Origin of the sequence: Streptococcus australis (assembly GCF_003943615.1) — a bacterium.
Lineage (GTDB): Bacteria > Bacillota > Bacilli > Lactobacillales > Streptococcaceae > Streptococcus > Streptococcus australis_C.
In genome coordinates, this window is record NZ_RJPZ01000002.1 from 59,867 (window position 1) to 84,970 (window position 25,104).

General features: G+C 42.0%; 27 protein-coding genes. 10 read left to right on the forward strand and 17 right to left on the reverse strand.

All coding sequences use genetic code 11. From position 1 onward, the window contains the following. Window positions 1–4: 4 nt before the first annotated feature. Window positions 5–1,243 carry a cell division peptidoglycan polymerase FtsW gene (gene ftsW, locus D8785_RS02120; protein WP_125374318.1) on the reverse strand — a complete coding sequence of 413 codons (1,239 nt, stop codon included), beginning with the start codon at window positions 1,241–1,243 and terminating at the stop codon, window positions 5–7. Window positions 1,244–1,492: 249 nt separating this feature from the next. On the opposite strand from ftsW, the gene D8785_RS02125 reads away from it, so the two are divergent. The 3 genes from D8785_RS02125 (at window position 1,493) to D8785_RS02135 (ending at window position 3,554) form a co-directional block, all read left to right on the forward strand. Continuing rightward, entirely contained in the window at window positions 1,493–2,356 is an 864-nt protein-coding gene (locus D8785_RS02125; protein ID WP_125374319.1) for a GH25 family lysozyme, read from the forward strand. 86 nt (window positions 2,357–2,442) lie between these two features. Continuing rightward, window positions 2,443–2,916, forward strand: a complete 474-nt coding sequence (locus D8785_RS02130) for an aminoacyl-tRNA deacylase (RefSeq protein WP_125374320.1) — start codon at window positions 2,443–2,445, stop codon at window positions 2,914–2,916. Between the two features lie 14 nt (window positions 2,917–2,930). Then, complete coding sequence (locus tag D8785_RS02135; RefSeq protein WP_125374321.1) at window positions 2,931–3,554, forward strand: histidine phosphatase family protein; 624 nt, start codon at window positions 2,931–2,933, stop codon at window positions 3,552–3,554. Window positions 3,555–3,744: 190 nt separating this feature from the next. On the opposite strand, the gene lysS is transcribed toward D8785_RS02135, so the two are convergent. From lysS to D8785_RS02160, 4 genes are all read right to left on the reverse strand, one after another. Beyond that, window positions 3,745–5,235, reverse strand: coding sequence for a lysine--tRNA ligase (gene lysS / locus D8785_RS02145; RefSeq protein ID WP_125374322.1), 1,491 nt, complete (start codon window positions 5,233–5,235; stop codon window positions 3,745–3,747). 184 nt (window positions 5,236–5,419) lie between these two features. Continuing rightward, window positions 5,420–6,772, reverse strand: coding sequence for an ABC transporter permease (locus D8785_RS02150; protein WP_125374323.1), 1,353 nt, complete (start codon window positions 6,770–6,772; stop codon window positions 5,420–5,422). Beyond that, window positions 6,772–7,467 (reverse strand): ABC transporter ATP-binding protein, encoded by a 696-nt coding sequence (locus tag D8785_RS02155; protein WP_125374324.1) that lies wholly within the window; start codon window positions 7,465–7,467, stop codon window positions 6,772–6,774. The genes D8785_RS02150 and D8785_RS02155 overlap by 1 nt, the downstream gene beginning before the upstream one ends. Then, entirely contained in the window at window positions 7,451–8,608 is a 1,158-nt protein-coding gene (locus D8785_RS02160) for an efflux RND transporter periplasmic adaptor subunit (protein WP_125374325.1), read from the reverse strand. The genes D8785_RS02155 and D8785_RS02160 overlap by 17 nt, the downstream gene beginning before the upstream one ends. Window positions 8,609–8,807: 199 nt before the next feature. On the opposite strand from D8785_RS02160, the gene gorA reads away from it, so the two are divergent. After that, entirely contained in the window at window positions 8,808–10,157 is a 1,350-nt protein-coding gene (gene gorA / locus D8785_RS02165; RefSeq protein ID WP_125374326.1) for a glutathione-disulfide reductase, read from the forward strand. Between the two features lie 370 nt (window positions 10,158–10,527). On the opposite strand, the gene D8785_RS02175 is transcribed toward gorA, so the two are convergent. Both D8785_RS02175 and D8785_RS02180 read right to left on the reverse strand, forming a co-directional pair. After that, a complete protein-coding gene (locus tag D8785_RS02175; RefSeq protein ID WP_123160473.1) occupies window positions 10,528–11,259 on the reverse strand; it encodes a cyclase family protein in 732 nt (243 codons plus the stop codon). A 338-nt stretch (window positions 11,260–11,597) separates the two neighbouring features. Then, window positions 11,598–11,810, reverse strand: a complete 213-nt coding sequence (locus tag D8785_RS02180; protein WP_006597402.1) for a YdbC family protein — start codon at window positions 11,808–11,810, stop codon at window positions 11,598–11,600. 89 nt (window positions 11,811–11,899) lie between these two features. Between D8785_RS02180 and D8785_RS02185 the strand changes: the two genes are divergently transcribed. Then, on the forward strand, window positions 11,900–12,229 hold the full coding sequence (locus tag D8785_RS02185) for a hypothetical protein (RefSeq protein WP_042361426.1): 330 nt from the start codon (window positions 11,900–11,902) through the stop codon (window positions 12,227–12,229). Between the two features lie 45 nt (window positions 12,230–12,274). Here the strand turns inward: D8785_RS02185 and D8785_RS02190 are convergent, their stop codons facing one another. Both D8785_RS02190 and D8785_RS02195 read right to left on the reverse strand, forming a co-directional pair. Further along, window positions 12,275–13,561 (reverse strand): peptidase U32 family protein, encoded by a 1,287-nt coding sequence (locus D8785_RS02190; protein ID WP_125374327.1) that lies wholly within the window; start codon window positions 13,559–13,561, stop codon window positions 12,275–12,277. 162 nt (window positions 13,562–13,723) lie between these two features. Beyond that, a complete protein-coding gene (locus D8785_RS02195) occupies window positions 13,724–14,653 on the reverse strand; it encodes a peptidase U32 family protein (RefSeq protein WP_125374328.1) in 930 nt (309 codons plus the stop codon). Between the two features lie 131 nt (window positions 14,654–14,784). Between D8785_RS02195 and D8785_RS02200 the strand changes: the two genes are divergently transcribed. Further along, window positions 14,785–15,081: a DUF3270 family protein gene (locus D8785_RS02200; protein WP_125374329.1), complete on the forward strand. Its 297-nt coding sequence runs from the start codon at window positions 14,785–14,787 to the stop codon at window positions 15,079–15,081. A gap of 100 nt (window positions 15,082–15,181) precedes the next feature. Here the strand turns inward: D8785_RS02200 and D8785_RS02205 are convergent, their stop codons facing one another. The 8 genes from D8785_RS02205 to D8785_RS02245 all read right to left on the reverse strand — a co-directional run bounded on the left by D8785_RS02205 (window position 15,182) and on the right by D8785_RS02245 (window position 21,462). Continuing rightward, window positions 15,182–15,652, reverse strand: coding sequence for a YtxH domain-containing protein (locus D8785_RS02205; protein WP_125374330.1), 471 nt, complete (start codon window positions 15,650–15,652; stop codon window positions 15,182–15,184). A gap of 15 nt (window positions 15,653–15,667) precedes the next feature. Next, complete coding sequence (locus tag D8785_RS02210) at window positions 15,668–16,051, reverse strand: DUF948 domain-containing protein (protein ID WP_006595909.1); 384 nt, start codon at window positions 16,049–16,051, stop codon at window positions 15,668–15,670. 11 nt (window positions 16,052–16,062) lie between these two features. Then, window positions 16,063–16,845, reverse strand: a complete 783-nt coding sequence (gene lgt / locus D8785_RS02215) for a prolipoprotein diacylglyceryl transferase (protein WP_125374331.1) — start codon at window positions 16,843–16,845, stop codon at window positions 16,063–16,065. Further along, window positions 16,842–17,774: an HPr(Ser) kinase/phosphatase gene (gene hprK, locus D8785_RS02220; protein ID WP_117744485.1), complete on the reverse strand. Its 933-nt coding sequence runs from the start codon at window positions 17,772–17,774 to the stop codon at window positions 16,842–16,844. The genes lgt and hprK overlap by 4 nt, the downstream gene beginning before the upstream one ends. Before the next feature lie 30 nt (window positions 17,775–17,804). Continuing rightward, complete coding sequence (locus D8785_RS02225) at window positions 17,805–18,308, reverse strand: NUDIX hydrolase (protein WP_125374332.1); 504 nt, start codon at window positions 18,306–18,308, stop codon at window positions 17,805–17,807. Window positions 18,309–18,563: 255 nt separating this feature from the next. Next, on the reverse strand, window positions 18,564–18,836 hold the full coding sequence (locus tag D8785_RS02235) for a PspC domain-containing protein (RefSeq protein ID WP_125374333.1): 273 nt from the start codon (window positions 18,834–18,836) through the stop codon (window positions 18,564–18,566). A 60-nt stretch (window positions 18,837–18,896) separates the two neighbouring features. Beyond that, window positions 18,897–19,349, reverse strand: coding sequence for a SprT family protein (locus D8785_RS02240; protein ID WP_125374334.1), 453 nt, complete (start codon window positions 19,347–19,349; stop codon window positions 18,897–18,899). Then, on the reverse strand, window positions 19,336–21,462 hold the full coding sequence (locus tag D8785_RS02245) for a Tex family protein (protein ID WP_125374335.1): 2,127 nt from the start codon (window positions 21,460–21,462) through the stop codon (window positions 19,336–19,338). Before D8785_RS02245 ends, D8785_RS02240 begins: the two co-directional genes overlap by 14 nt. A 119-nt stretch (window positions 21,463–21,581) precedes the next feature. Here D8785_RS02245 and D8785_RS09725 point away from each other — a divergent pair, with 119 nt between their 5' ends. From D8785_RS09725 to zwf, 4 genes are all read left to right on the forward strand, one after another. Then, on the forward strand, window positions 21,582–21,728 hold the full coding sequence (locus D8785_RS09725) for an SPJ_0845 family protein (protein ID WP_185759612.1): 147 nt from the start codon (window positions 21,582–21,584) through the stop codon (window positions 21,726–21,728). Then, window positions 21,725–22,630: a permease gene (locus D8785_RS02250; RefSeq protein ID WP_125374336.1), complete on the forward strand. Its 906-nt coding sequence runs from the start codon at window positions 21,725–21,727 to the stop codon at window positions 22,628–22,630. Before D8785_RS09725 ends, D8785_RS02250 begins: the two co-directional genes overlap by 4 nt. After that, window positions 22,627–23,442, forward strand: coding sequence for a TIGR03943 family putative permease subunit (locus tag D8785_RS02255; protein ID WP_125374337.1), 816 nt, complete (start codon window positions 22,627–22,629; stop codon window positions 23,440–23,442). Before D8785_RS02250 ends, D8785_RS02255 begins: the two co-directional genes overlap by 4 nt. Window positions 23,443–23,605: 163 nt before the next feature. Next, on the forward strand, window positions 23,606–25,072 hold the full coding sequence (gene zwf / locus D8785_RS02260) for a glucose-6-phosphate dehydrogenase (protein WP_125374338.1): 1,467 nt from the start codon (window positions 23,606–23,608) through the stop codon (window positions 25,070–25,072). Window positions 25,073–25,104 lie beyond the last annotated feature (32 nt).

Here is a 25,104-nt window from a genome sequence, read left to right on the forward strand (position 1 = left end):
CGGCTTAGTAATAGCTTTGGATCTTCTGAGGCTTCTCGTATGAAGGAGCCTCTTGAATAGCCAGGGCGCGCTTTTCACTCGCATCAATATTCAAGACAAGGGCAATCGCAATGGATAGGACCCACAAACTATTTCCTCCTTGTGATAGGAAGGGGAAGGTCACTCCTGTCGAAGGAATTAACCCAGAAATCCCACCAATATTGATGAAGGTTTGGGTCAGGAGCATCCCTCCTATACCGATGGCCATCATCGAATTAAATGGATCTCTTGCCCGAATACCGACAAGAATAATACGCAAAATTAAGAAGAATAACAAGGCTAAGATCAGACTAGCTCCCACAAAGCCAAGTTCTTCAATAACGATTGAAAAGACAAAGTCTGTATGTGCTTCTGGCAAGTACCCTTGCTTTTCAATCGAATTTCCAAGGCCTAAACCAAACCAGCCCCCATTGCTCATGGCGTAATAGGAATTGGCCAATTGGTGTCCAGAATCTGATAAATCATTGAAGGGGTTATAAAAAGCACTGAAGCGTTTCGCTACATATCCAAAGACGGGAATTTTTGAGAAGCGCTCTACCCCAATTAACTGAATGGAATAAAGGAGAACAGTTGATCCCCCCACTAGCATAGCTAATAGGCTTGAGAACCAGCGGTAGGCTATCCCACTTGCACTAATCATGATTAAAGTTGTTAGTGCGAGAATGGTCGCATTTCCTAAGTCTGGCATGATGACTACAATAGCAATTAAGAAGAGCACCATCCAACGCCAATCTGCCAAATCCCGAGGAATCCACTGATTATGGGTAAGCGCTTGGTAATCATATCGTTGAATTTCTTCTTGCTTTTTAGAGAAAACCAAGGCCAAGTACCAAACTAGGATGATTTTCAAGTACTCAGCTGGCTGAATAGAGAAACCTCCAAAATTTAACCACCCATGCGCCCCATTCACCGTGTCTGTGATAAAACGCGATAACAGGAGAAGGATCGTCTCCGCAATAATAACAATCCCAATGAAAGCCTTTTTCTTAAGGTTATTCAATTTCACCTTATAGATAAAGAGAATGGTAATCAAACTCAGAACAAAAAAGATTCCCTGGCTTCTGATCATTCCGAAAGGACTAACCCCTTTTTGGATGGCTAAGGCACTCGTTGTCGAGTAGACTACAATCAATCCTAATACTGACAAAAGGAGGTACGGTATCAGGATTGAATAGTTTAAAAAATGACGTTTTTCTAATTTCATGTAACACCCATACTTCTAATTTTCAGTCTTCATTATATCACCTTTCAATAGTAAAAAAAAGGAAATACCAAATAAGATTCGGTTTTCACCTATCATAGAGGATTAATCAAACCAGTCTAGCCCTGTTTTTATTCCTCCTACTAGCTTAGTCCAAAAAAGTAATCTGCATTTTTACGACAATCGTTTGTTTTGGCGCTTTCAGACCCTTTGTTTTGCCTTTTTCCATCTTTTGCGGTAAAATGATTCTGTATGAGAAAAAGGATTAAACCAATTGTCCTCTTCGTCTTTTTCCTAAGCATCTTTTCTTTTCTGCTAATTTCTAAAACAGTAGCAGATATTCAAAGGAATCAACTTGCTAGAAGCAAGACTACACAAGAGGCAAAGAAAACCAATCAATCAAAAGTCCCATCTTCCTCTTCTTCTGACTCAGTAGAAGAACTAGATCAAGAATTTTTGAATCGACCAATTATTGACATCTCTGGTTGGCAATTACCAAGCGAGATTAATTATGATCTCTTAGCACAGAATGTTTCTGGAGTCATTGTTCGTGTTCATAGTGGCGCTCAAGCTAAAAAAGAAAATGCTGCGACTTATTTAAATGGAATAGACAAATCATACGAAACTCATATTAAAGAGTTTCAAAAACGAAATATTCCAGTTGCGGTTTATGCTTACGTAGCTGCCAAGGACAAAAAAGAAATGGAAAAGGAAGCAGAAGAGTTCTATCAGGCATCCAAAAAATACAAACCAACCTATTATTGGCTGGATGTAGAAGAAAAAACCATGGGTGATATGAACGCCGGAGTGGAAGCCTTCCGTGCCAAGCTAGCATCATTGGGAGCCAAAAATATCGGAATCTATATCGGGACCTACTTCATGGAAGAACATAGTATCTCCACTGATAAATTTACCGCCCTCTGGATTCCAACTTATGGTTATGATGATGGCTATTACAATGCAGCTCCATCTACTGATGATGAATATGATCTTCACCAGTATACCTCTCAAGGGCAATTGAATGGCTTCACCCACTACTTGGACTTGAACCAGATTGCACCCACACAAGATCAAGAGAAAATCTACCGAAAACTATTTACAGTAGAAAAGAATTAAAAGAGGCAGACGCCTCTTTTTCTCTTAAACTGCAACTCAAAGAGTATGATATAATATTAGAAAATTTAGAGAAAGACAATAGTAAGATGGCGAAAAAACAAAAAGTAAAAAAAACATTGGTGGAACAAATTTTGCAAAAAGCAAAGATCCCCCATATGGGATTACAAATCAATGCCCTTGAAGGAATAATTCCAGAAGGGATTAGGACTGAGCAAATTTATAAGACATTGGCCCTGACTGGTGATAAAACTGGTCCTGTTATCGGAATTGTTCCCATCTCTGCCCACCTGTCAGAGAAAAAATTGGCCAAACTATCTGGCAATAAAAAAGTCAACATGATTCCACAGAAAGACTTAGAAAAAACAACAGGCTATGTCCACGGGGCCAATAATCCTGTTGGCATTCGACAAAAACACAACTACCCTATTTTCATTGACCAATCTGCCTTGGAACTAGATCAGATGATTGTCTCTGCAGGTGAAGTTGGTCACAGTATTCAAATCAAGGCACAAGATTTAGCTGATTTTGTCAAGGCTAGCTTCGAAAACTTGGTCGAGTAAAGGATAAAACCACTATGAAACTATATTTTGTCCGTCATGGACGCACTGAGTGGAACGAGGAGGGCCGTATCCAAGGGGCAAACGGCGACTCCCCGCTTTTAGAATCTTCCATCCAGCAGTTAGAAGCCTTGGGTCGGCATCTATCTCAAACACACTTTGATGCAGCTTATTCAAGCGACTTGCCAAGAGCCGTCCATACTGCTCAAATCCTCCTCAAGCAAAATCAGCATCCCATCTTCCTCCAAGAGACTCCTGCTCTACGGGAATGGCAGCTTGGTAGGCTAGAAGGTGGAAAAATTGTGGAGTTGAAAGCTCTCTATCCGGAGGAAATGAAGGCTTTCCGACACGATCTATCACAATTCCATCACGACCTATTTGAGGCAGAATCCGTTTCTGAAACAACCAAGCGTACCTGTGATTTTGTGAAAAGCCTGAAAGGAAAAGAGCTCGATACCGTTCTTATCGTTGGACATGGGGCTAATTTAACAGCTTCCATTCGGACCCTACTTGGCTATAAACCAGAGGAACTCCGTAAAAATGGTGGCCTTAACAATGCCAGTGTGACCATTTTGACAACAGAGGATTTTGAACACTATCACTTAGAAACTTGGAATGACACTTCTTATATGGAAGACTAAAAAGAGAGTGGGACAGAAATCGGTCATTCGTTAGAATTCGATTTCGTCGTCCCACCTCCGCACAGTTGAGTAGGACTGTAAAAGCTGATGAAATCAGCGTAGTAGAGCCCACTCAACCACTGCGTCTTGCTCGACAATCAAAAGACAATTAAGAGGCTAGGACTTTTGTCCCAGCCTCTTTCTTATTAAATTATTTCATAGTTGGGAAGAGAAGAACATCCCGAATAGTGGTTGTATCTGTCAAGAGCATGCAGAGACGGTCGATACCGATTCCAAGTCCTCCTGTTGGTGGCATACCGTATTCGAGGGCTTCAACATAGTCATAGTCAATACCAGTTGCTTCGTCGTCTCCCAATTCTTTAGCACGTGCTTGCGCTTCGAACCGTTCCAATTGGTCGATTGGGTCGTTCAATTCTGTAAAGGCATTGGCATATTCCTTGGTCATGATGAAGAGTTCGAAACGATCCGTGAAACGAGGATCCTCGTCATTCTTCTTAGCCAATGGAGATACAGCAACAGGGTGTCCATAAACAAAGGTTGGCTGGGTCAAGGTTTCTTCCACATATTCTTCGAAGAAGGCATTGATGATATGACCCACTTCCGTATAGTGTTTTTCTACTGGCACATGTTTTTCTTTAGCAAGGGCTGCTGCTTCTTCAAAGCTCATTTCCTTCCAGAAATCAACACCAGCAATTTCCTTGATGGCATCCACCATGTGGACCCGTTTAAACGGTTCATTGATCTTGATTTCAGTTCCTTGGTAGTTAACTGGACCATCCCCATGAATCGCTTTAGCAGCGTGTTGGATAATGCCTTCTGTCAAGTCCATAATATCTTGGTAGTCAGCATAGGCTTGGTAGACTTCAATGGATGTAAATTCAGGGTTGTGAGTAGCATCCATTCCTTCATTACGGAAGATACGTCCGATTTCATAGACGCGTTCCATTCCACCGACAATCAAGCGTTTCAAGTGAAGCTCAGTCGCGATCCGAAGGACCATGTCAATGTTTTGGGCATTGTGATGAGTGATAAATGGACGCGCAGATGCTCCACCAGCTTCGTTGTGAAGGACAGGAGTTTCTACTTCAAGGAAGCCTTGACCATCCAAGTAACGACGGATTTCTGAAATGATTTTTGAACGAGTCACAAAACGCTCGAAGCTTTCACGGTTAGAAATCAAATCCAAGTAACGTTTGCGATAGATGGTTTCCACATCTGAAAGTCCGTGGAATTTTTCAGGCAAGGGACGAAGGGCTTTAGACAAGTGCGTGATGTGAGTAGCTTTAATTGAAAGCTCGCCCATGTCTGTCCGCATCACTTCCCCTTCTACCCCAAGGAAATCTCCAAGGTCAGCCTTTTTGAAAATTTCATAATTTTCTTCACCGACCGCATCTTTACGAACGTAAATTTGGATTTGACCTTCACGGTCTTGCAGGTGGGCAAAACCAACCTTCCCTTTTCCACGTTTGGTCATGAGACGGCCTGCAATAATGGCTGTTTCATTCAAGTCATGAAGTTGTTCTTTATCTAATTCTGAATATTTTTCTTTTAATTGACCAGAATCTGCAGTACGTTCGAATCGCTTTCCAAATGGGTCGATTCCTTGTTCACGAAGGGCCGCCATCTTTTCGCGACGGACAATCTGCTGGTCATTTAATTCTTCCATATGTTCAGTAGTCATTTGGAACCTCCTAAGTTATTCTCCCCTATTTTATCATATTTGACGGGGAAATACACTATTCTTGAGCAGGAAAAATGAAAAAAGGAATGGAAGGAAAAGGAGTTTTCTACCTTTCCTATCACATTCCTAGGTTTCAGAAGGGAACACGACTATTGTTCCAATCCATCATTCAAGTCATTCTACCTTATTCATAGCGGAGGGCTTCAATTGGGTCTAGTTTTGATGCCTTGCTAGCTGGTAGGATACCAAAGACAATTCCGACACAAGCTGAGAAGATGATACTTCCAATAGCCACCGACATGGAGACGACTGGAGGTCCTTCTAGAGTACCTGCAGCAGCTGTGGCGATGAGGGCATTGACACCATAGGCCAATCCCAGACCGAGAATTCCTCCCATCATGGTCAAGACCATTGATTCGATGAGGAATTGAATCAAGATTTTGCTACGAGTAGCTCCAAGTGCTTTTCTCAGACCGATTTCACGTGTCCGCTCAGTCACAGAAACCAACATGATATTCATGACTCCAATCCCACCAACGAGAAGGGAAATTCCTGCAATCGCACCAATGACTGTTGTCATAATACTGAGCATTTGATTGGTCTGTTCCAAGATACTATCCATGTTAAAAATTTGGAACTCCCCTTGGCGAACTCCTGATAGCTCGGTTAATTTTTTCGCTGCTTCGATTCCAGTTGATTTAATCTGTTTGACATCAGGAATATGCACCACAATAGTGGAAATTTCTTCTATTCCAAATTCTGAAGCTACTTGGGTATTAGCCATCAAGGCACTTCCTCCAGAAGAAGCCCCATATAATGCAGATCCAGCATTTGGATCCTTGAAGATTCCTACCACCCGATAGTTATTGTCTCCGACAGCAACCACTTGGTTAAGGGCACTTTCCGTACCAAATAAGGTCGAAGCTAATCCTTCATCCAACATGATGACCCGAGAAAAACTTTGGTAATCTGAAGCATTCAGCTTTCTTCCTGAAACCAATTCAAATTTTCTCACAGAGAAATAGGTATCATTGACCCCCATGATATTCACCCCTTCAGATTTTTTCTTCTGAAAGGAGATAGTGGCATTGGCCGTATTACCAACATAGTAGCCATCGATTCCAGGAATCTTGGTCAATTCCTTGACCCATTCTTCTTGGACAACAGGCGGGGTTTCAAGGATTGGGTTGTCAACATCTTCGCTACTTTCCTCTCCATAGCCGGCCGGTGGTGACATCCCTTGGTCTTCTTCACTCGCAACGCCACCTTCTCCACCACCCTCTGCTCCTCCTTCGTCTGGAGCAGGTTCTGGTCCTAAGTTAAAACCAGTCATGTAGCCACTCTTTCGGGCGGAATAAGAAATCTGAACATATTGTTGATCCTTGGTAAAGGTCTTGGTCACTCCAGCTTTCATCCCATCTCCGAGAGCCATGATGACGACGACTGAGGCAACCCCGATAATAATCCCTACCATGGTTAAAAAAGATCTCATTTTATGTCCCATAATGGAACTAATGGCAAATTTCCAGTTCTGCATCAGGCCCTCCTTTCATTGCGGCTATCCGAAGAGATCACTCCGTCTCGAATGACAATCTGACGTTTGGCATAGGCAGCAATCTCCGTTTCGTGGGTTACCATGATGATGGTTTTCCCTTCTTGATTGAGTGCTGTCAAAAGCTCCATAATTTGTTCGCCAGTTTTGGAATCAAGAGCTCCTGTTGGTTCATCCGCTAAGATAATAGAAGGATGATTTACCAAAGCCCGAGCAATGGCCACCCGTTGTTTTTGCCCTCCGGACAATTCAGAAGGAAGGTGGTGCATCCGCGTATCGAGCTCAACTTTCTTTAAAAACTGTTCGGCTAATTCCTTTCGTTTGGAAGGATTCACTCCTGCATAAATCAAAGGGAGCTCAACATTTTGAAAGGCATTGAGTTTTGACAGGAGAAAAAATTGTTGAAAGACAAAGCCAATTTGCTCATTGCGAACCTGGGCTAACTTCTTCTCACTGAGGTTCCCAACCTCTTCCCCTTCTAGTCTGTACTCACCACTGGTCGGACGATCGAGAAGTCCAATGATATTCATTAGGGTCGATTTCCCAGAACCGGAAGGTCCCATAATAGCTAGAAATTCCCCTTCTTCCACATTTAAATGGATATCCTTTAATACCTGTAAGGTTTGATCACCATTTTGATAACTTTTATTGATGTTTTTCAGCTCAATCAATTTTGTCATATTTTCCGACCTCTTTCCCATCTTCCAAATCGCCAGAAGGGTTGGTGATGACTTGAGCATCCTTGTTCAAACCAGATAAGACTTCTTGATTTTCTGCATCTGCATTTCCTAAGGTAACATTGACTTTTTTAGCCTTGCCAGCTTCAATGGTCCAAACATAGCTTTGATCACCGTCTGATAAGACACTTGTCACAGGAACCAAAGGATGGATGGTTGAACTTTTTACTTCAATATTGACAGAGAAACCTTGTTTCAAATCACCGATCTCACTGGTAATATCTACCGTAAATGGATATTTAGCTCCCCCTGTTCCTTGTCCAGAACCTGCGGCATTTGCACCAGTCTGACCAGAATCTGTCGGATAATTGGCAACGTAGCTAATCTTTCCAGTCCATTTTTTCCCAGGATAGACCTTAGAGGTTAAGGTCACTTCCTGACCAACTGAAATGTTGGCTAGATTGTACTCAGACAACTCACCTTTTACTTGAAGGTTACCGTTGCTGACGATATGAACAAGGGTTTGGTTGGTTCCGGTTGTTGATTTGGAGACATCTTTATTGACTTCTACAACCGTTCCATCTGTACTACTTTTTACGGTTGTAGCATCCAACAAAGCTTTAGCTTTTTCCATATTGGCTACAGCATCCGCACGGGCATCGCGTAAATCACCCACTTGTGTGTCCAAAGATCGTTGGGCTTGAGAGGCTGATTTGCTATCTGCTTCCTCATCCCCTGTTGTATCAATGGTCACTCCATTGGTCATGAGATCGTTCAATTGACGATCTGCCTTATTAACCGCACGAACAGCGGAATCATAGGCAGATTGCGCTTCTGTACTGCTGTATTGAACAATGGCTTGGCCAGCAGTCACTTGATCCCCAACATTCACTAAGATGGATTGCAAGTCTCCTTTCGTTCCGTCAAAGTAGATGTATTGCTCCTGATTGGCAGTGACTTTCCCCGTCAATAATACTGATGAAGCAATGGAACCTTCTTTGACTGTTTGAACCATAGGAGTCATATTCACCAACTCTTCAGGGCCATTGCTAGATTTTCCAAAAGCAAGCCAGCTCCCAATTCCTACGACTGCTAGTGCAGCACCTGTAGCTGTAACGATTTGCCATTTTTTAAATTTTTTCATTTCTTTCCTCCAGTATTCGAAAGCGTTTCAAATTATAAGTTTAGTATATCATATTTCCTCATTTTTCAATTCAAAATCATCTGTTTTGCAAGTTTTTTTGCTATCTTGTTTTCTCCTCCTATTCAACGATGGCAATTTCTTGATTTTTGTAACCTATGTTGTTACAATGAAGGTGTAAATCAACAAAGGAGTATTAACCATGAAAGAATTTGATATTATCTCCATTGGTGGAGGTAGCGGAGGGATTGCTACTATGAACCGTGCTGGAGAACATGGAGCCCGCGCTGCTGTTATTGAAGAAAAGCAACTAGGTGGAACCTGTGTCAACAAAGGATGTGTCCCTAAAAAAATTATGTGGTATGGCGCCCAAATTGCTGAAGCCATTCGTGATTACGGTCCAGATTATGGGTTTACTTGTGAACAGACCAATTTTGATTTTGCGACATTAAGAAAAAATCGCGAAGCCTATATCGATCGAGCTCGTTCGTCTTATGATGGCAGTTTTAAACGAAATGGTGTGGAGTATATCCAAGGTCGCGCTCGCTTTATCGACGCCCATACAGTTGAAGTCAACGGAGAAATCATCAAGTCTAAACACATTGTTATCGCCACAGGTGCCCATGCTTACATCCCAGATCTACCTGGAGCAAACCTAGGAGAAACCTCTGACGATGTCTTTGCTTGGGAAGAACTACCAAAATCAGTTGCCATTATTGGAGCTGGTTACATTGCGGTAGAACTAGCCGGTGTCCTCCATGCCCTTGGTGTTCAGACAGATCTCTTCGTTCGCGGTGATCGTCCCTTAAGAAAGTTTGATTCTTACATTGTCGATGGCCTAATGGAGGAGATGGATAAACAAGGATTGCCCCTCCATCCTCACAAGGTTCCTGTTCAACTCACAAAGGAAGAAAATGGTCAAATCCGTGTCTATTTCGAAGACCAAACATCTTTTGTTGCTGATCATATTATTTGGGCGACCGGCCGAAAACCAAACGTTCAGGACCTCCATCTAGAAGCTGCAGGTGTCACCTTAAATGAAAAAGGATTCATTGCAGTAGATGAATACCAAAATACCGTTGTCCCTGGCATCTATGCTCTTGGGGACGTCACAGGAGAAAAAGAATTAACTCCTGTCGCTATCAAGGCAGGGCGTACCCTATCCGAACGTCTCTTTAATGGAAAAACCGATGCTAAAATGGACTATTCAACCATTCCTACCGTTGTCTTTTCCCATCCCGCTATTGGTACAGTCGGTCTCACTCAAGAAGAAGCCGAAAAACAATATGGAAAAGAAGCTATCAAGGTCTACACTTCTAGTTTCGCTTCTATGTATTCAGCTGTAACCCAGCATCGCCAGCTGGCTAAATTTAAACTCATCACTGCAGGACCAGAAGAAACCGTCGTCGGCCTTCATGGACTTGGATATGGTGTAGACGAAATGATTCAAGGTTTCGCTGTGGCCATCAAGATGGGAGCGACTAAAGCAGATTTCGATGCAACCGTCGCCATCCATCCAACCGGTTCCGAAGAATTCGTTACCATGCGTTAATATCAGAAAAGGTTTGTTTAACAAGCCTTTTTCTTATATTTTTATTTTAATGTATCATCATTGGAGCTTCCATAGTCTAATCTTTCATTTTAACTGGATTACCTTACATTTTTGTAAGACAAGAGCTTTCGAAAGAATAAAAGCGAACTTCACTAGTCAAGTTCTTAAACTATCAGATAAAAAAAAGAGGCTAGGACTTTTGTCCTAGCCTCTCAATTGTTTTTGGATTGTCGAGCAAGACGCAGTGGTTGAGTGAGCTCTACTACGCTGATTTCATCAGCTTTTACAGCCCTACTCAACTGTGCGGAGGTGGGACGACGAAATCGAATTCTAACGAATTACCGATTTCTGTTCCACTCTCTCTGTCTTCTTATGGTAAGATAGCAATGGCGCGAACAGGTGAACCAGTTGCCTTGTCCCAGTGAGGGAAGGCAATTGAAATCAAGGCACCAACTGCTGGTACTTGATCCAATTGGTTCAAGACTTCTACTTGGTAGATATTTTGTTCCAAAAGGTAGTATTCATTGACCAAGCCATGCTCTGCAGCAGGAATACCCGCATCTGTATCGAAGGTCTCATGACCCACCGCCTTAACATGGCGTTCATGAATCAAGAATTCCAAAGCTTCACGGCTCCATCCTGGACTTTGTTGAACCCCATTTTCATCTAGGTTGCGCATAGCATCTTGATCTGGCCAACGTTTTGACCAATCACTACGGAAGGCGACAAAAGCTCCTTCTGCAATTTGTCCATGTTCTGCTTCAAAGTCCAAGATATCTTGTTTGCTCAAGATAAAGTTTGGATTGGCCGCAACCTCTTTCGATTTGTCGATGACATAGAGTGGTAAAAGAAGATCTTTGAGGTCAATCTCATCCAACCAACGGCCACCTTCTACAAAGTGAATCGGAGCATCGATATGCGTTCCGTATTGACCAACCACCGTAAATTTTTGGACATGGAAGCCATCTTTTAGTGTAAAGAGATCTTCTTGTTGCAAAGCAGGGAGGGCTGGAAAGTGAGGACTTTCTGCATTGATTTGGTGACTCAAGTCCACCCATTTTTTAGCTTGTAATTCTTTGTAAATAGTAAGTAAATCTGACATAAGGGTTCCTTTCCTATAAGTGCGACATGAAATAAACGAATAAGGTTATTATAACAGTCAATGTCAACATCCACAATGATTTGCGTTAATCTTGTTTTCTTGAATAGGATATAGTTTCAAGCTATAATTATAGAAAGCATCAAAAAAGAGACTGGGACAAAAGTCCTAGCCTCTCAAATGTCTTTGGATTGTCGAGCAAGACGCAGTGGTTGAGTGGGCTGTAAAAGCTGATGAAATCAGCTTTTACAGTCCTACTCAACTGTGCGGAGGTGGGACGATGAAATCGAATTCTAACGAATAACCGATTTCTGTCCCACTCCCCTTTCTTACTCTGGCCATTACTGTTTAAATGCATCTAGCAAAACTTGGAATTCTTCATTAGTGAGCGTAATCCCTTTGCCCATCTTCGTATGGTCTGGACTCCAAGTTCGGATATCATATTTAGCAGGTGCTCCATTAAAGCTAACCCGGTTTAACTCCTTGGTCCATCCTTTTTCATTTTCAGATAACACCAAGAGTTGTTCTTCAATTTCAAAACTAAAATCTGCCATGAATACTCCTTTCAATGTCTTTCACCTTAATAATTCGTAAAAAATTTTACAAAATGAATGAAATTTTCTATAATATATTGTATCAACTTATGGAGAATTATGCTATGAAAAGATTTCTTGAGCTTCTCAAGGACCGAGCGAATGAATTTTTTAACGATAAAACCTCCCAACCAGCCCCACTTGAGGATGATAAAATTATTCAGATTATTGAACTGGCCCTTCGAAAAAAACAAGGAGTCCATGTCATCTTCCAAAATAAAAGCTTTACAGGCGATATCGTGAAATATGATCAGGAACGAAAACAACTCATTGTCAAAAATTTTAAAAAGAGTATGTCAACCATTATTCGAATTTCTGATATTCAAAAGATTAGTCTTGTTCCACATACGATTCGAATCGCCCAACAAAAAACACCGTAAACTTCCAAGCTAGGGAGGCATGCGGTGTTTTTTTTGTTGTACTTTCTAGGCACGAACTGTTTGACTCGTTCCATCTTCTTTATAGAGATTGATCAAGCCTTCTTTGAGAGCACGGATCATATCACCTGGTTCAACTGTTGTTGGCATATGAATGGTCAATAGCTCCATCGGATTTGGTGCTCGGTCAATTTTATTACCCTTAGCATCATGCAAATCTTCGATGACTGTTTCAAAATGTCGGAAACCAGGTCCATAAAATTCCACTTGGTCCCCTTCGTTGATGACATTCCGTTGACGAATAGTCGCAATTTGCTTGTCCGCATCATAGGCAACCACTTCTCCAACAAACTTGTATTCTGGAATCTTCCGACGAGCCCCAAACAGTTGCTCGTTTTCTGAAGGAGTACCGTAGTAAAAACCAGTCGCTAGCTCACGTTGAGCCACTTTCCACATCTCATCAATCAAATCTTGCTTGATAGCTTCGAACTTCTCAGGACTTTCCAAATAAGCATCCACAGCTGCCTTGTAACAGTTCGTTACGGTAGAGACATAGTGAATGGACTTCATGCGACCTTCAATCTTCAGACTGTCCACTCCATTTTCAATCATATCAGGGATATGGTCAATCATCGACATATCAACAGCTGACATCGAGAATTCTTCAGGGATTTCCCCTTTGAGACTCTTGCGTTCTTGACCGAACGGCATATCGTAGAGATCATACTTCCAACGACAAGATTGGGAACAGCCACCACGGTTAGCATCCCGCATACTCATATGATTGGAAAGGGTACAGCGACCTGAATAGGAAATACACATCGCTCCGTGAACAAAGGCTTCAATCTCAACGTCCGTCCGCTTACGAATCTCAGCTAGTTCTTCCATCGAAACTTCACGAGCCAAAACGACCCTTGTCAAGCCCAAGTCTTTCCAAAACTCAAGGGTCTCATAGTTGGTAGCACTAGCTTGTGTAGAAAGGTGAATTTCCAAACCTGGCGCTTCAGTCGCTGCGATGGTAATCAAGGCAGGGTCTGAAACAATGACTGCTGCGATTCCGATATCCCGTAAACGACGGAACCATTCACCAGCTCCAACTTCATTTCCTTCGTGCATGACCATATTGGCCGCAACATAGACCTTCGCTCCATACTTAGCCGCAAATTGGACTCCTTCTTCCATTTGCTCAAAGGTGAAGTTTCCTGCACGGCTACGAAGACCATAGGCCTGACCACCAATAAAGACAGCATCCGCACCATAGCGAACAGCCACTTTTAATTTTTCTAAAGTTCCAGCGGGGGATAAAACCTCTGGACGTTTCAATTGTTTTGTCATCATATCTCCTAGTATATTACAAGTATATTAGTTAGATTATCAATCTTGTCTATTTTATAGCAAATCCAGTCGAAAGGCAATGGTTTGGGAATTGTTTTGACAATTCTCATTCTTTACCATCATCAAAAAGGAAGGCCCGCACTCCTGGCAGGCTTTTCTCCTTTATTTAACCATGTCTGGATCGTAGTCATAAAATCCAGTATCGAGGAAACGATTCTTAGGATGCAATTGGTGAATCTGTTCGTCCAATAGAAAGGCTTGGTCCGAAGTGAAGGTCCCTGCTTCCAAGAGCTCTCGTGCTTTCACAAAACACTTGGCAATTTCCACAAAGTTTTGACCAGGTGTATAAATTCCCTCTAACTTCCAATGAGTAAAGCCATGTTCAACTAACTCAGACAATTTGGTCATCAAATCCAAATCATTGTTGGCAAAAATATGAGTTCCATGTTTGTCTTCAAAAATAGAGTAATGGCTATCTGGATCCCCAGGCTCTGCCAGAAAGAGATCGCGTTCTCTTGTTTTTTCGTCGTCAATGTGGGTGAAATTATAATAATTTTGCAAAAGAGGCCGTTTGGAATGGTGAATCACACTAGCTCCATAGACCAATACTTCAGCAGGAATCTCTAGGATTTCTGGCATCTTGAAAAGCTCTGCAGATGGGATTTCTCGAGCTAATACGGCTTCAGAAACACCAGCCTTTTGTCCCCAGAAATTGATTTGACGGCTGCTTGTCACCATGGTAGAAGCATCATAAATGGTTTTAAAGTTGTAGCCATCCCGCTTCAAGACATAAAAGACACCTGCATCCCCTACCGTGATATAATCGACGTTAATCGATGCAAGGAAATCTAAAAATGGTTTGATATGATCCATCATATCCTGATGCATCAAGGCATTGACAGCCACTGTCAATTCTTTTCCTGCTGCATGGACTAGATCAGAAATTCGACTTAATTCGTCATACGAGAAAGTATGAGGAAGTCGTAATCCATACTCTTTTTCACCAACATAAATACGGTCTACCCCTGCTTCTAGAAGGGCTTGAACCTGTTCAATACTTTCAGCTGTAGCTGTAATAATTATCTTATTCATGAAAACTATTATACCAAAAAAGTATTTTTGCTCTTCAAATTTCTTAATTTTGTAAAAATTGTAACAGTTTTGTAACATTTCTATGCTTGAAAACGTGTTAAAATAAGAGAGTACTGTTAGGAGAGAGAAATATGCCCGCAAGAAAACTTAGAGTTGTTGAAGAATACGACTATATCGAAGTCCCTCTTCAACAAGAGAATACAACAACTAATTATGACTTTAACTATGATACTGAACCAGCTTCCCAATTAAGTGAGCTACTGTTTTTCCTTAATATTGCTGTGTTTTGTGTCTTAACTGTTTTATTTAGTTTCATCTTTTTATCAATGAAGATGAATACCTTCTTTGCTTTTGCCTCAGCAATTGCTTGCAGTTTGGGAAGTATCCAAGCTTTCCGAATTTTCCAGCTAAAACGGAAAAAGGACTAAGATGAAATTTTTAGCCTCCTTAGGGAGGCTTTTTGGCATTTCCCAATCTAGTTTGTCATTTCATAAGAGAAATCCCTCACCAAATGGTGAGGGATTCTTTTTATTCTTCTTCTACAGCTGTTTCTTTGATTTCTTCTTCGACTTCTTCAACAGCTGTTTCTTCTTCTAATTCCAGGACAATCTCTTCACTTTCTTTCTCTTGTGTAGGGTAGAAAGGAGTTGCTTGATTACCGGTCTTTTGCTGAATTTTTTCCTTAATCGTTTGGATGGCATCTTGTGAAAATTCTACCACATCCTGTGTCTTATCTTTAACCGTTTCGATGACAGTGTCTTTGTTGATCTCTCCACTTTCAACTTTTTCCTTAGTTTGCTGAATAGCGTCTGATGCTTGCTTAGATAGTTCCATTGCGGATTGTTTCACCGAATCATGAACTTCTTGTGGATTTTCTTGATATTCTTTCACAAAACCTTTGACTTTACCAGTCCATTCTTTCCCTTTTTTTGTAGTCAGGAAATAGGCAACGGATGCGCCTGTGATCGTTCCAATTAATAATGATGATAAACGTCCCATAGGGTACCTCTTTTCTTATTTAAATAATTTCATAGCCATGCGAGCTGCTTTTAATCCGACAGATGTTTTGACGGTTTTTCCACCAACTACGACAGCTTTTTTGCTAATCTGACGCGCTTGATCGTTCAGATCTGATACAGATACAGACAAATCTGCCACCGCAGTGAAGAGTGGATCGATGGTTGCAACTTTTTGATTCAAATCTTCTGTCAAGACATTCACTTTCGCTAACAACTCATTGGTTTGGTGCAAGGTGACATTCACATCTGATGTCAAGGTCTTAATCGTTACCTGAGTCTCATCTACAACTTTTCCAATCTTTGAAAATAAGATTATCAAGTAGATGACCAAAACGACTAAAGCTAATCCTAAAAGCCCATAGGCAATTTCAATAAACATTTCTTTTCTCCTTAATCTATTTCCGTTTTATAAAACGGTGCATTCTTTTTTCGTTGATAGATCATGATTCCGATTCCAAGTAAGATCAGGAATAGGGACAGCCATTGTGATACTCGAATTCCCAAAAACATCAAGCTATCTGTTCGCATTCCTTCAATAATCATTCGACCAAAGCCATACCAGATGAGATAGAAAGCCGTAATTTCACCCTTTCTCAAAAGCTGTGGGCGGCGACGTAAATATAGAATCAGCACAAAACCGAGCAAGTTCCAGCAGGATTCGTATAAAAATGTCGGTTGACGGTAATGTCCATCAATAAACATCTGATTCCGAATGAAGGAAGGCAAATAATCTAAATTCTTAACAATAGCTCCGTAAGCTTCTTGGTTAACAAAATTGCCCCAACGGCCAATACTTTGAGCAATCATGACACTCGGTGCAGCGATATCTAAAAAATCAACCGGATCAATCAAACGACTACGTGAAAATAGGTAGAGGACTAGAGCCCCTGCAAGGAGTCCACCATAGATAGCAATTCCACCGTTCCATACGGCAAAAATCTCTCCTGGATTTTCCCTGTAATATGACCATCGAAAAATAACATAGTAGAGACGGGCACCTATAATCGCTACTGGAAAAGCAATCAGAATAAAATCAATGATATCGTCTGACTCAATCCCTTTACGAGGTGCTTCTTTCATAGACAGGATGACTGCCAAAAGGAGACCTAGAACGATACAAATCGCATACCAACGAATACTAAAGGGGCCAAGTTGAAGGGCTACTGGATTCATGCTTTCACCTCATTCTGATCAATCAACTGGGTCAATCGATCTTCAAAGGTTTTAGTAGCATCATATCCCATTTCTTTGGCACGGTAATTCATAGCTGCTGCTTCAATGACAACGGAAATATTACGACCTGTCTTAACAGGGATGCGAATTCTTGGAATGGTCACTCCACAGAACTCAATTTCTTCCGCATTATTGCCTAGACGATCATAGGTTTGTTCCTTAGTGTAGTTTTCCAAGTAGACAGCGATTTGAACCTGTGAAGAATCTTTCACAGCACTGGCACCATACAAACTCATGACATCAATGATTCCAACTCCACGAATTTCTAGCAGATGACGTAGAATTTCTGCGGGCTCACCCCATAAGGTCATCTCATCTCGAGCAAAGACGTCTACTCGGTCATCTGCGACTAAGCGGTGTCCCCTCTTGACAAGTTCTAAACCAGTCTCACTCTTACCAATCCCACTATCTCCTTGGATGAGAACCCCCATCCCATAGATATCCATCAAGACACCATGGACACTAGTCCGCTCTGCCAAGAGGGAATCCAAGTAACTAGACAATTCCCCAGATAAGCGACTAGTTGGAACGCGACTGCTTAGAATAGCAATTTGCTTCTCCTCTGCAGCACGGAGCATTTCTTCTGGTATCTCCAAATCACGCGCAATAATGAGTACGGGTGTTTCCGGCTGAAACATCTTACGTAAGACCTGGTGACGGTTGTGAGAGGTCATCTTCATTAAGTAGGACCATTCTTTCATCCCAACTAACTGAATCCGTTCTGGTGTATAGTAGTCAAAATAACCTGTCATTTCAAGTCCCGGACGTGAAATATCTGCCGTTGTGATTTCTTTTTCAAATAAGCTTTCATTACCGTAAACAACCTTCAAACGAAGCTTATCTATTAAATCTCGGACTGTTATTGCCATAGGCTTCTCCCTTTTTTTATTCTCTTACTATTATAGCAAATTATTCCCTTGGAGGACTTGCTCAAGCAACTTTTTTTGATCATGAAAATGGGAATAAGTCTCAAAAAATTGTAGCAACTCCTCCCTCTGGACCCAAGAATGACCTTCTGTCTCTCCTTCTTGATAACGGACCTTAGGGCGTATCTCGTCAAGACTGGCGAGGTAGTAATCATAATGACTTTGTTCCTCTTCAACTGTTTCTTGGTGGATGAGATGGATGGTTCGAGGAGTTAGACCCGTCTCCTCTTTTAGCTCACGAAGAGCGGCATCCAGACTTTTCTCGCCACAGAGGACACTCCCTCCAGCACCACATTCATAGACTCCAGGATGAATTTCTTTTTCTTGACTTCGTTTCATAAAAAGAAAAGCTCCTTTACTGTCTTGTACAAGAACATTAACGACTAGGTGAAATAGTCCATTTGGAATAATTTTTCCTCGTACTAGTTCTACTCCTATTTGCTTTCTTTGCCTATCATAGGCATCCCATTTTTCCATCTTCTCTCCGTTTTCTTCTATAAATCAAAATAGAGGCTGGGACAAAAGTCCTAGTCTCTCAATTGTCTTTGGATTGTCAAGCAAGACGCAGTGGTTGAGTGGGCTCTACTACTCTGATTTCATCAGCTTTTACAGCCCTACTCAACTGTGCGGAGGTGGGACAACGAAATCGAATTCTAACGAATTACCGATTTCTGTCCCACTCTCTATTTTGATTGATTCTGTATTTGCAACAATAGGTCTCTCTTTTTTCTCCTAAAAGAAGGGACTGTCATCCTTAATGACCTCAGCATCCTTACGTTTGCGAGGCCCGAGGCCGTACTTTTCTCTTTCAATGTCTTCTTTATAAGGCATGGAAAGAGCACAGAGGACATAGACTGATATTCCTACAATTCCATAATGGAATAAGCTAAAAAGGATATAGAGGAAACGCAATAAGCTAACATCTAAGCCAAAGCGATCGGATAGCCCTGCAAAAACTCCACTGATAATCTTGCCACGTCGTAATTTATAAAATGTTGGATTCAAGGGCCTACCTCCTATTATTTTAGAACAGTATATCCCGAATTCTACTAACTGTCATCCGACTCAAGGCCGATTTTCTTGATAGGAGGTTTTCTGATACTTGAGATGTCCTCGACATCGACCACAGCGGTACTTTTGAAGATCAATTCGTCGTTTTCTCTTATATACTTGCCCACAGATCGTGCAGACATAGATCTTAAAGCTTCCCCTTTCGAGTGATGGCGTATACCGCACACCATCTACCTCTTTTAGCAAGACTTTGAAGTCTTTGTCCTGATGGCGATATCCCTTTTTCATGTAATAGAGATGATAATGACACAACTCATGGCGGACAATCTTTCGAAACATCTCCCAGCCAAATCTTTCTAGTATTTTGGGATTGAAATCTAGATGACCATCCTTTGGAAAAAAACGTCCACCCGTCGAACGCAAACGAGTATTCCAGATAGCTTGATGGAGAAAGGGGCGACCAAAATCTTCCAGCGAAACTTCTTGAACGTATTTAGTTAGATTCATGTGGTGCTATGAGTGAAAGATTCACTTTTTCCCGTTCTACATCAATCTTGTAGACCCATACGGTCACTAGGTCACCAACTGAAACAACTTGGCTTGGATGTTTGATAAAATGCTGGCTCATCTGTGAAATATGGATCAAACCATCTTCATGAATCCCAATATCGACAAAGGCTCCAAAGTCAACAACATTGCGGACGACTCCTTCTAGTTTTTGACCAATCTTCAAGTCTTTCAAGTCAAGGACATCCTGGCGAAGGACGGGAGCATCAAAAGAATCACGTAAATCGCGACCTGGCTTAAGAAGATCCGCTATAATATCTTTTAAGGTCTCAGGCCCAATTTCAAGTTCCTGGGCCATAGAAACCGTATCAATTTGTTTCAATTTAGCTTGGGCCTCTTCATCCATCTCCGTGATCCCAAGTAAGGTAAAGAGCTTCTTCACTGCAGGGTAACTTTCTGGATGAACCCCGGTTCGATCAAGGAAATTCTCACTTTCTGGAATCCGTAAGAAACCAGCTGCTTGTTCGAAGGCCTTGGCCCCTAGACGAGGAACCTTTTTAATCTGTGCACGCGAGGTGATCACCCCTTCTTCTTCTCGATACTTCACGATGTTCTCAGAAATGGTTTTATTGAGACCGGCCACGTGAGACAAAAGAGCTGGACTAGCAGTGTTAATGTTGACACCAACTTGGTTCACCACGGTATCGACAACAAAGTCAAGGCTCTCAGACAATTTCTTTTGGCTGACATCGTGCTGGTACTGACCAACTCCAATTGATTTTGGATCAATCTTGACCAACTCAGCCAGTGGATCCTGCAAACGACGCGCAATGGAGATGGCTGAGCGCTTTTCAACCGTCAATTCTGGAAACTCATGGCGGGCCAATTCACTAGCTGAATAGACAGATGCACCACTCTCATTGACAATGACATAACTCACATTTGGAACTTCTTTAAGAACTTCCGCAACAAAGGCTTCGCTTTCTCGACTAGCCGTCCCATTCCCAATCGAAATAATTTCTACGCAGTATTCCCGAATCAAACGCTTCAGTTCTTCTTTCGCCGCCTCAATTTGTGCTGGTTTAGCTGGTGCAACAGGATAAATCACCTGAGTGGTTAACATCTTTCCTGTCTGATCGACAACAGCCAACTTAGCTCCTGTCCGGAAAGCTGGGTCAAAGCCTAAGACCACGCGCCCTTTGAGGGGAGCAATCAACAAGAGGTGACGAAGATTTTCAGAGAAAAGCTGAATGGCTCCATCTTCTGCCACTTCTGTCAATTCTGTCCGAATCCGACGCTCCATAGCTGGTAGCATCTTCTTTTTCAGAGCCTGGTTGATAACTTCTTCGATATGGCTGTTCTTCGATTTAAATCGAGCTTCAAAATGACGAGTCAAGCGATCCACAGGATGCTCAAAACCAACCTTTAATACTCCTAATTTCTCTCCACGGTTTAAGGCAAGGGTCCGGTATCCCTGCATATTTGCAATCTTCTCAGAAAAATCATAATAGATCTTGAAGACTTGCTTCTCGTCTTTGCTCTCATCCTTCAAGCTAGAGGTTATCAAGGAGTGTTTGCGAATCTCCTGGTAAGTGAGGTTACGCAATTGCGGATCTTCTGCAATCGCTTCGACCAAAATATCGATTGCTCCAGAAATGGCATCTTTTACAGTTGGGAAAGCCTCAGATAAAAATTCCTCTGCTGCTGTTTCCAGATCCTTTTGATCTTGCAAAATCATCCGAGCAAGCGGGAAGAGGCCTGCCTCACGCGCAACTGTAGCCTTGGTCCGGCGTTTTTCTTTGTAGGGAAGATACAATTCTTCCACATCTGCCAGTTTTTCAGCTTGCTCAATCGCTTCTTTTAGGGCTGGGGTGAGTTTCCCAAGCTCTTCAATCTTAGCCAGGACAGTTTCTTTCCGATCAGCCAAGGCTGTCAAAGACTTGTCCATATCGATAATGGCTTTGATCGCTACTTCATCTAGATTCCCCGTAGCATCTTTCCGATACCGAGCAATAAAGGGGATGGTAGATCCCTCTGCTGTTAAGGTCAAAACAGTATCAATTTGTTTGAGACTTACGCCCAATTCTTGGGCTATTTTTTCATATTTTTCCATAGCTTCTATTATACCATAGAAAGCTCGCTATTCCGCCCTTCCTTCCTGTTTTTGCACTTGATTTCCCCTCTTTTCTGAGATTTTGATATAATGAGAAAAAAAGAAAAGGAGACCTATTCATGGCTATTAAATTTTCAAAAACAGACGATTTAGACAAACTCTTTGAGGAATTTGCCGTTTTCCCAGATCCCCCTCAAGCCACTTTCCCAGATGAGAAAAAGGAAGCAGCTAAAGGGCAAAAAGTGCAGAAGGATTCTGACAAATGAATTTCTTTCAGCAGTTGCCAACTAGTGTCCTTCAAGCTGGAGCAATTTTTCTTTCGATTATGATTGAAGCCCTTCCTTTTGTTCTGATTGGAAGTCTGATTTCAGGGGCAATCGATGTCTATATCACCCCTGAAAAAGTGTATCGAGCCCTTCCTAAAAATAAATGGGGAAGAATTCTGTTTGGGACCTTGATTGGTTTTATTTTCCCTTCCTGTGAGTGTGGCATCGTCCCCATTATCAATCGCTTTTTAGAAAAGAAGGTCCCTAGCTATACAGCTGTGCCCTTTCTAGTAACAGCACCGGTGATTAACCCCATTGTGCTCTTTGCCACCTATTCCGCCTTTGGCAATTCTTTTCAAATGGCTCTCTTACGAGCTATCGGCTCTATCCTGGTAGCGACTGTTCTAGGAATTTTCCTAGGATTTTTCCAAACCGCTTCTATTCAACGGGCCAACCGCAAGGAAGTCCATGTTCATGACTTTTCAAAACTATCTGCCGCTCAACGCTTCTTTCAAGTATTTGTGCAGGCCATTGATGAGTTTTTCGACACTGGACGGTATCTGGTCTTCGGCTGTTTGTTTGCCAGTTTGGTTCAGGTCTATGTGCCAACTCGAGTACTGACTTCTATTTCAGCGACACCACTCTTAGCCATTTTCCTCCTCATGCTCCTTTCCTTCCTCCTCTCATTGTGTAGTGAGGCAGATGCCTTTATTGGTTCCTCCCTCCTCTCTAGTTTTGGCTTAGCTCCTGTCCTAGCTTTCCTGGTTATCGGACCCATGCTAGATGTCAAGAACCTCTTGATGATGAAGAATTATCTGACCAATCGCTTTATTGTCCAATTCATTAGCATCGTCAGCATAGTTGTCTTGGTTTATGCTTGGTTTGTGGGGGTGGTCCTATGATTCGATTTCTCATTTTAGCAGGCTATTTCGAAATTACTATGTATTTGCAGCTTTCTGGTAAGCTCAACCAATACATTAATATGCATTATTCCTATTTAGCCTATATCTCTATGATTCTTTCCTTCATCTTGGCTGTCGTCCAGCTCTATATATGGATGAAGAATCTGCCCGTTCATAGCCACCTAACCAGTAAAAAAGCCAAAGTCATGAGTATTCTTCTGCTCCTGATTCCCTTGATTGTCGGGATTGGGTTCCCGACAGTGACCTTGGATTCCCAAACGGTTTCTGCCAAGGGCTATCATTTCCCCATCGCAGCTGGCTCTTCAAAGGATATTCAAAACGACGAAGGAACAACCAACCAATACCTCAAGCCTGACACTAGCAGTTATTTTACCAAGTCTGCTTATGAATCTGAGATGAGAGCTGCAGCCAAGAAGTACCTCAAGCAAGATCATATCCAGATCACGACAGAAAACTATATGGAAGTCATGGAAGTGATCTATGACTATCCAGATGAATTTGCTGGAAAAAACTTTACCCTAACCGGCTTTATTTATAAGGACCCTCAGGATCCGGGTAGCCAGTTCCTTTTCCGTTTTGGGATTATCCACTGTATCGCCGACTCAGGAGTCTATGGTCTCTTAACCAAAGGAGCCTCCCAAACCTATGACGATAATACTTGGGTCCAAGCTACTGGAACTCTAAAGATCCAATACCATAAACAGCTTGGCCAAAGTCTTCCGGTCTTAGACATAAGGGAAGCTCATCAGGTAGAAAAACCCGCCAATCCTTATGTTTATCGGGTATTCTAGGCAGTCTATCACTCTGCAGGTTGTGACCTTTTGGTCCAACCTTTTTTTGTGCTTTCTTCTCCTTTTATTTCCTATGAAAGTCAGAATACTTTTACTTTCAAAGAGAAATTTTCTGAATTTTATGGTAGAATATGGTTTATCAAGTTAGAAAATAGGTATGAACATGTCTTCAAAAGTAATTGTAACCATTTTCGGGGCTAGTGGAGATTTAGCTCACCGCAAACTCTACCCTTCCCTTTTTAGACTCTATAAAGCTGGAAATCTTTCAGAGCATTTTGCAGTGATTGGAACGGCTCGTCGTCCTTGGAGCAAAGAATACTTTGAATCGGTTGTCGTTGACTCCATTTCGGATTTGGCAGATAGTCCTGAACAGGCGCAAGAATTCGCTAGCCACTTTTACTACCAAAGCCACGATGTTAATGATACCGAGCACTACATCAAGCTTCGTGAACTCCAAAATCAGCTCAATGATACCTACCAAGCTGACCACAATAAACTCTTCTTCCTATCCATGGCTCCTCAATTCTTTGGAACCATTGCCAAACATTTGAAATCTGAAGGAATTGTGGATGGAAAAGGCTTTGAGCGTCTAATCGTGGAAAAACCATTTGGAACTGACTTAGAAACAGCCAGTCAGCTCAACAAAGAACTGGAAGAAACCTTTGAGGAAGAGCAAATTTTCCGAATTGATCATTACCTTGGTAAAGAAATGATCCAGTCTATTTTTGCCCTCCGTTTTGCCAATCTAATCTTTGAAAACATTTGGAACCGTGACTATATCGACAATGTCCAAATCACCTTCGCAGAACGTCTGGGTGTGGAAGAGCGTGGTGGCTACTATGATGAATCTGGTGCCCTCCGCGACATGGTCCAAAACCATACCCTTCAATTGCTTTCTCTCTTAGCGATGGACAAACCAGCTTCCTTCACCAAGGAAGACATCCGTAAAGAGAAGGTAAAAGTTTTTGAACAATTGGTCAACCCTTCTGAAGAAGGATTAAAGAAATTGTTTATCCGAGGCCAGTACCGTTCTGGAAAAATCCAAGGGAAAAAAGACATCTCTTACCGTAGTGAACCAAATGTCAACCCTGAATCCATGACCGAGACCTTTGCCTCTGGCGCCTTCTTTGTGGATAGCGATCGCTTCCGTGGTGTTCCTTTCTTCTTCCGTACAGGAAAACGTCTCACAAAAAAGGGGACCCATGTGAATGTGGTCTTTAAACAGATGGACTCTATTTTTGGTCAAGAAATTGCACCCAATGTGCTGACCATCTACATCCAACCAAACGAAGGCTTCTCTCTCTGTGTCAACGGGAAAGAAGTCGGCGAGCAATTCCAGATCGCTCCGATATCCTTCGACTATGAAACTGATGCGACAGCGACCGGTGCTTCTCCAGAGCCTTACGAAAAGTTAATCTATGATGTCTTAAATAATGACTCTACCAACTTTAGCCACTGGAACGAAGTAAAAGCATCTTGGAACTTGATTGACCGGATTGAGAAATTATGGGCAGAAAATCAAGTCCCTCTTCATGAGTACAAATCTGGAACCATGGGACCTCAAGCATCCTTCGACCTCTTGAAGGATTACAATGCTGAATGGGTCTGGCAACCAACGATTGAAGAATAATCTATCCATCCTACTAAAAAATGCAACTTAAA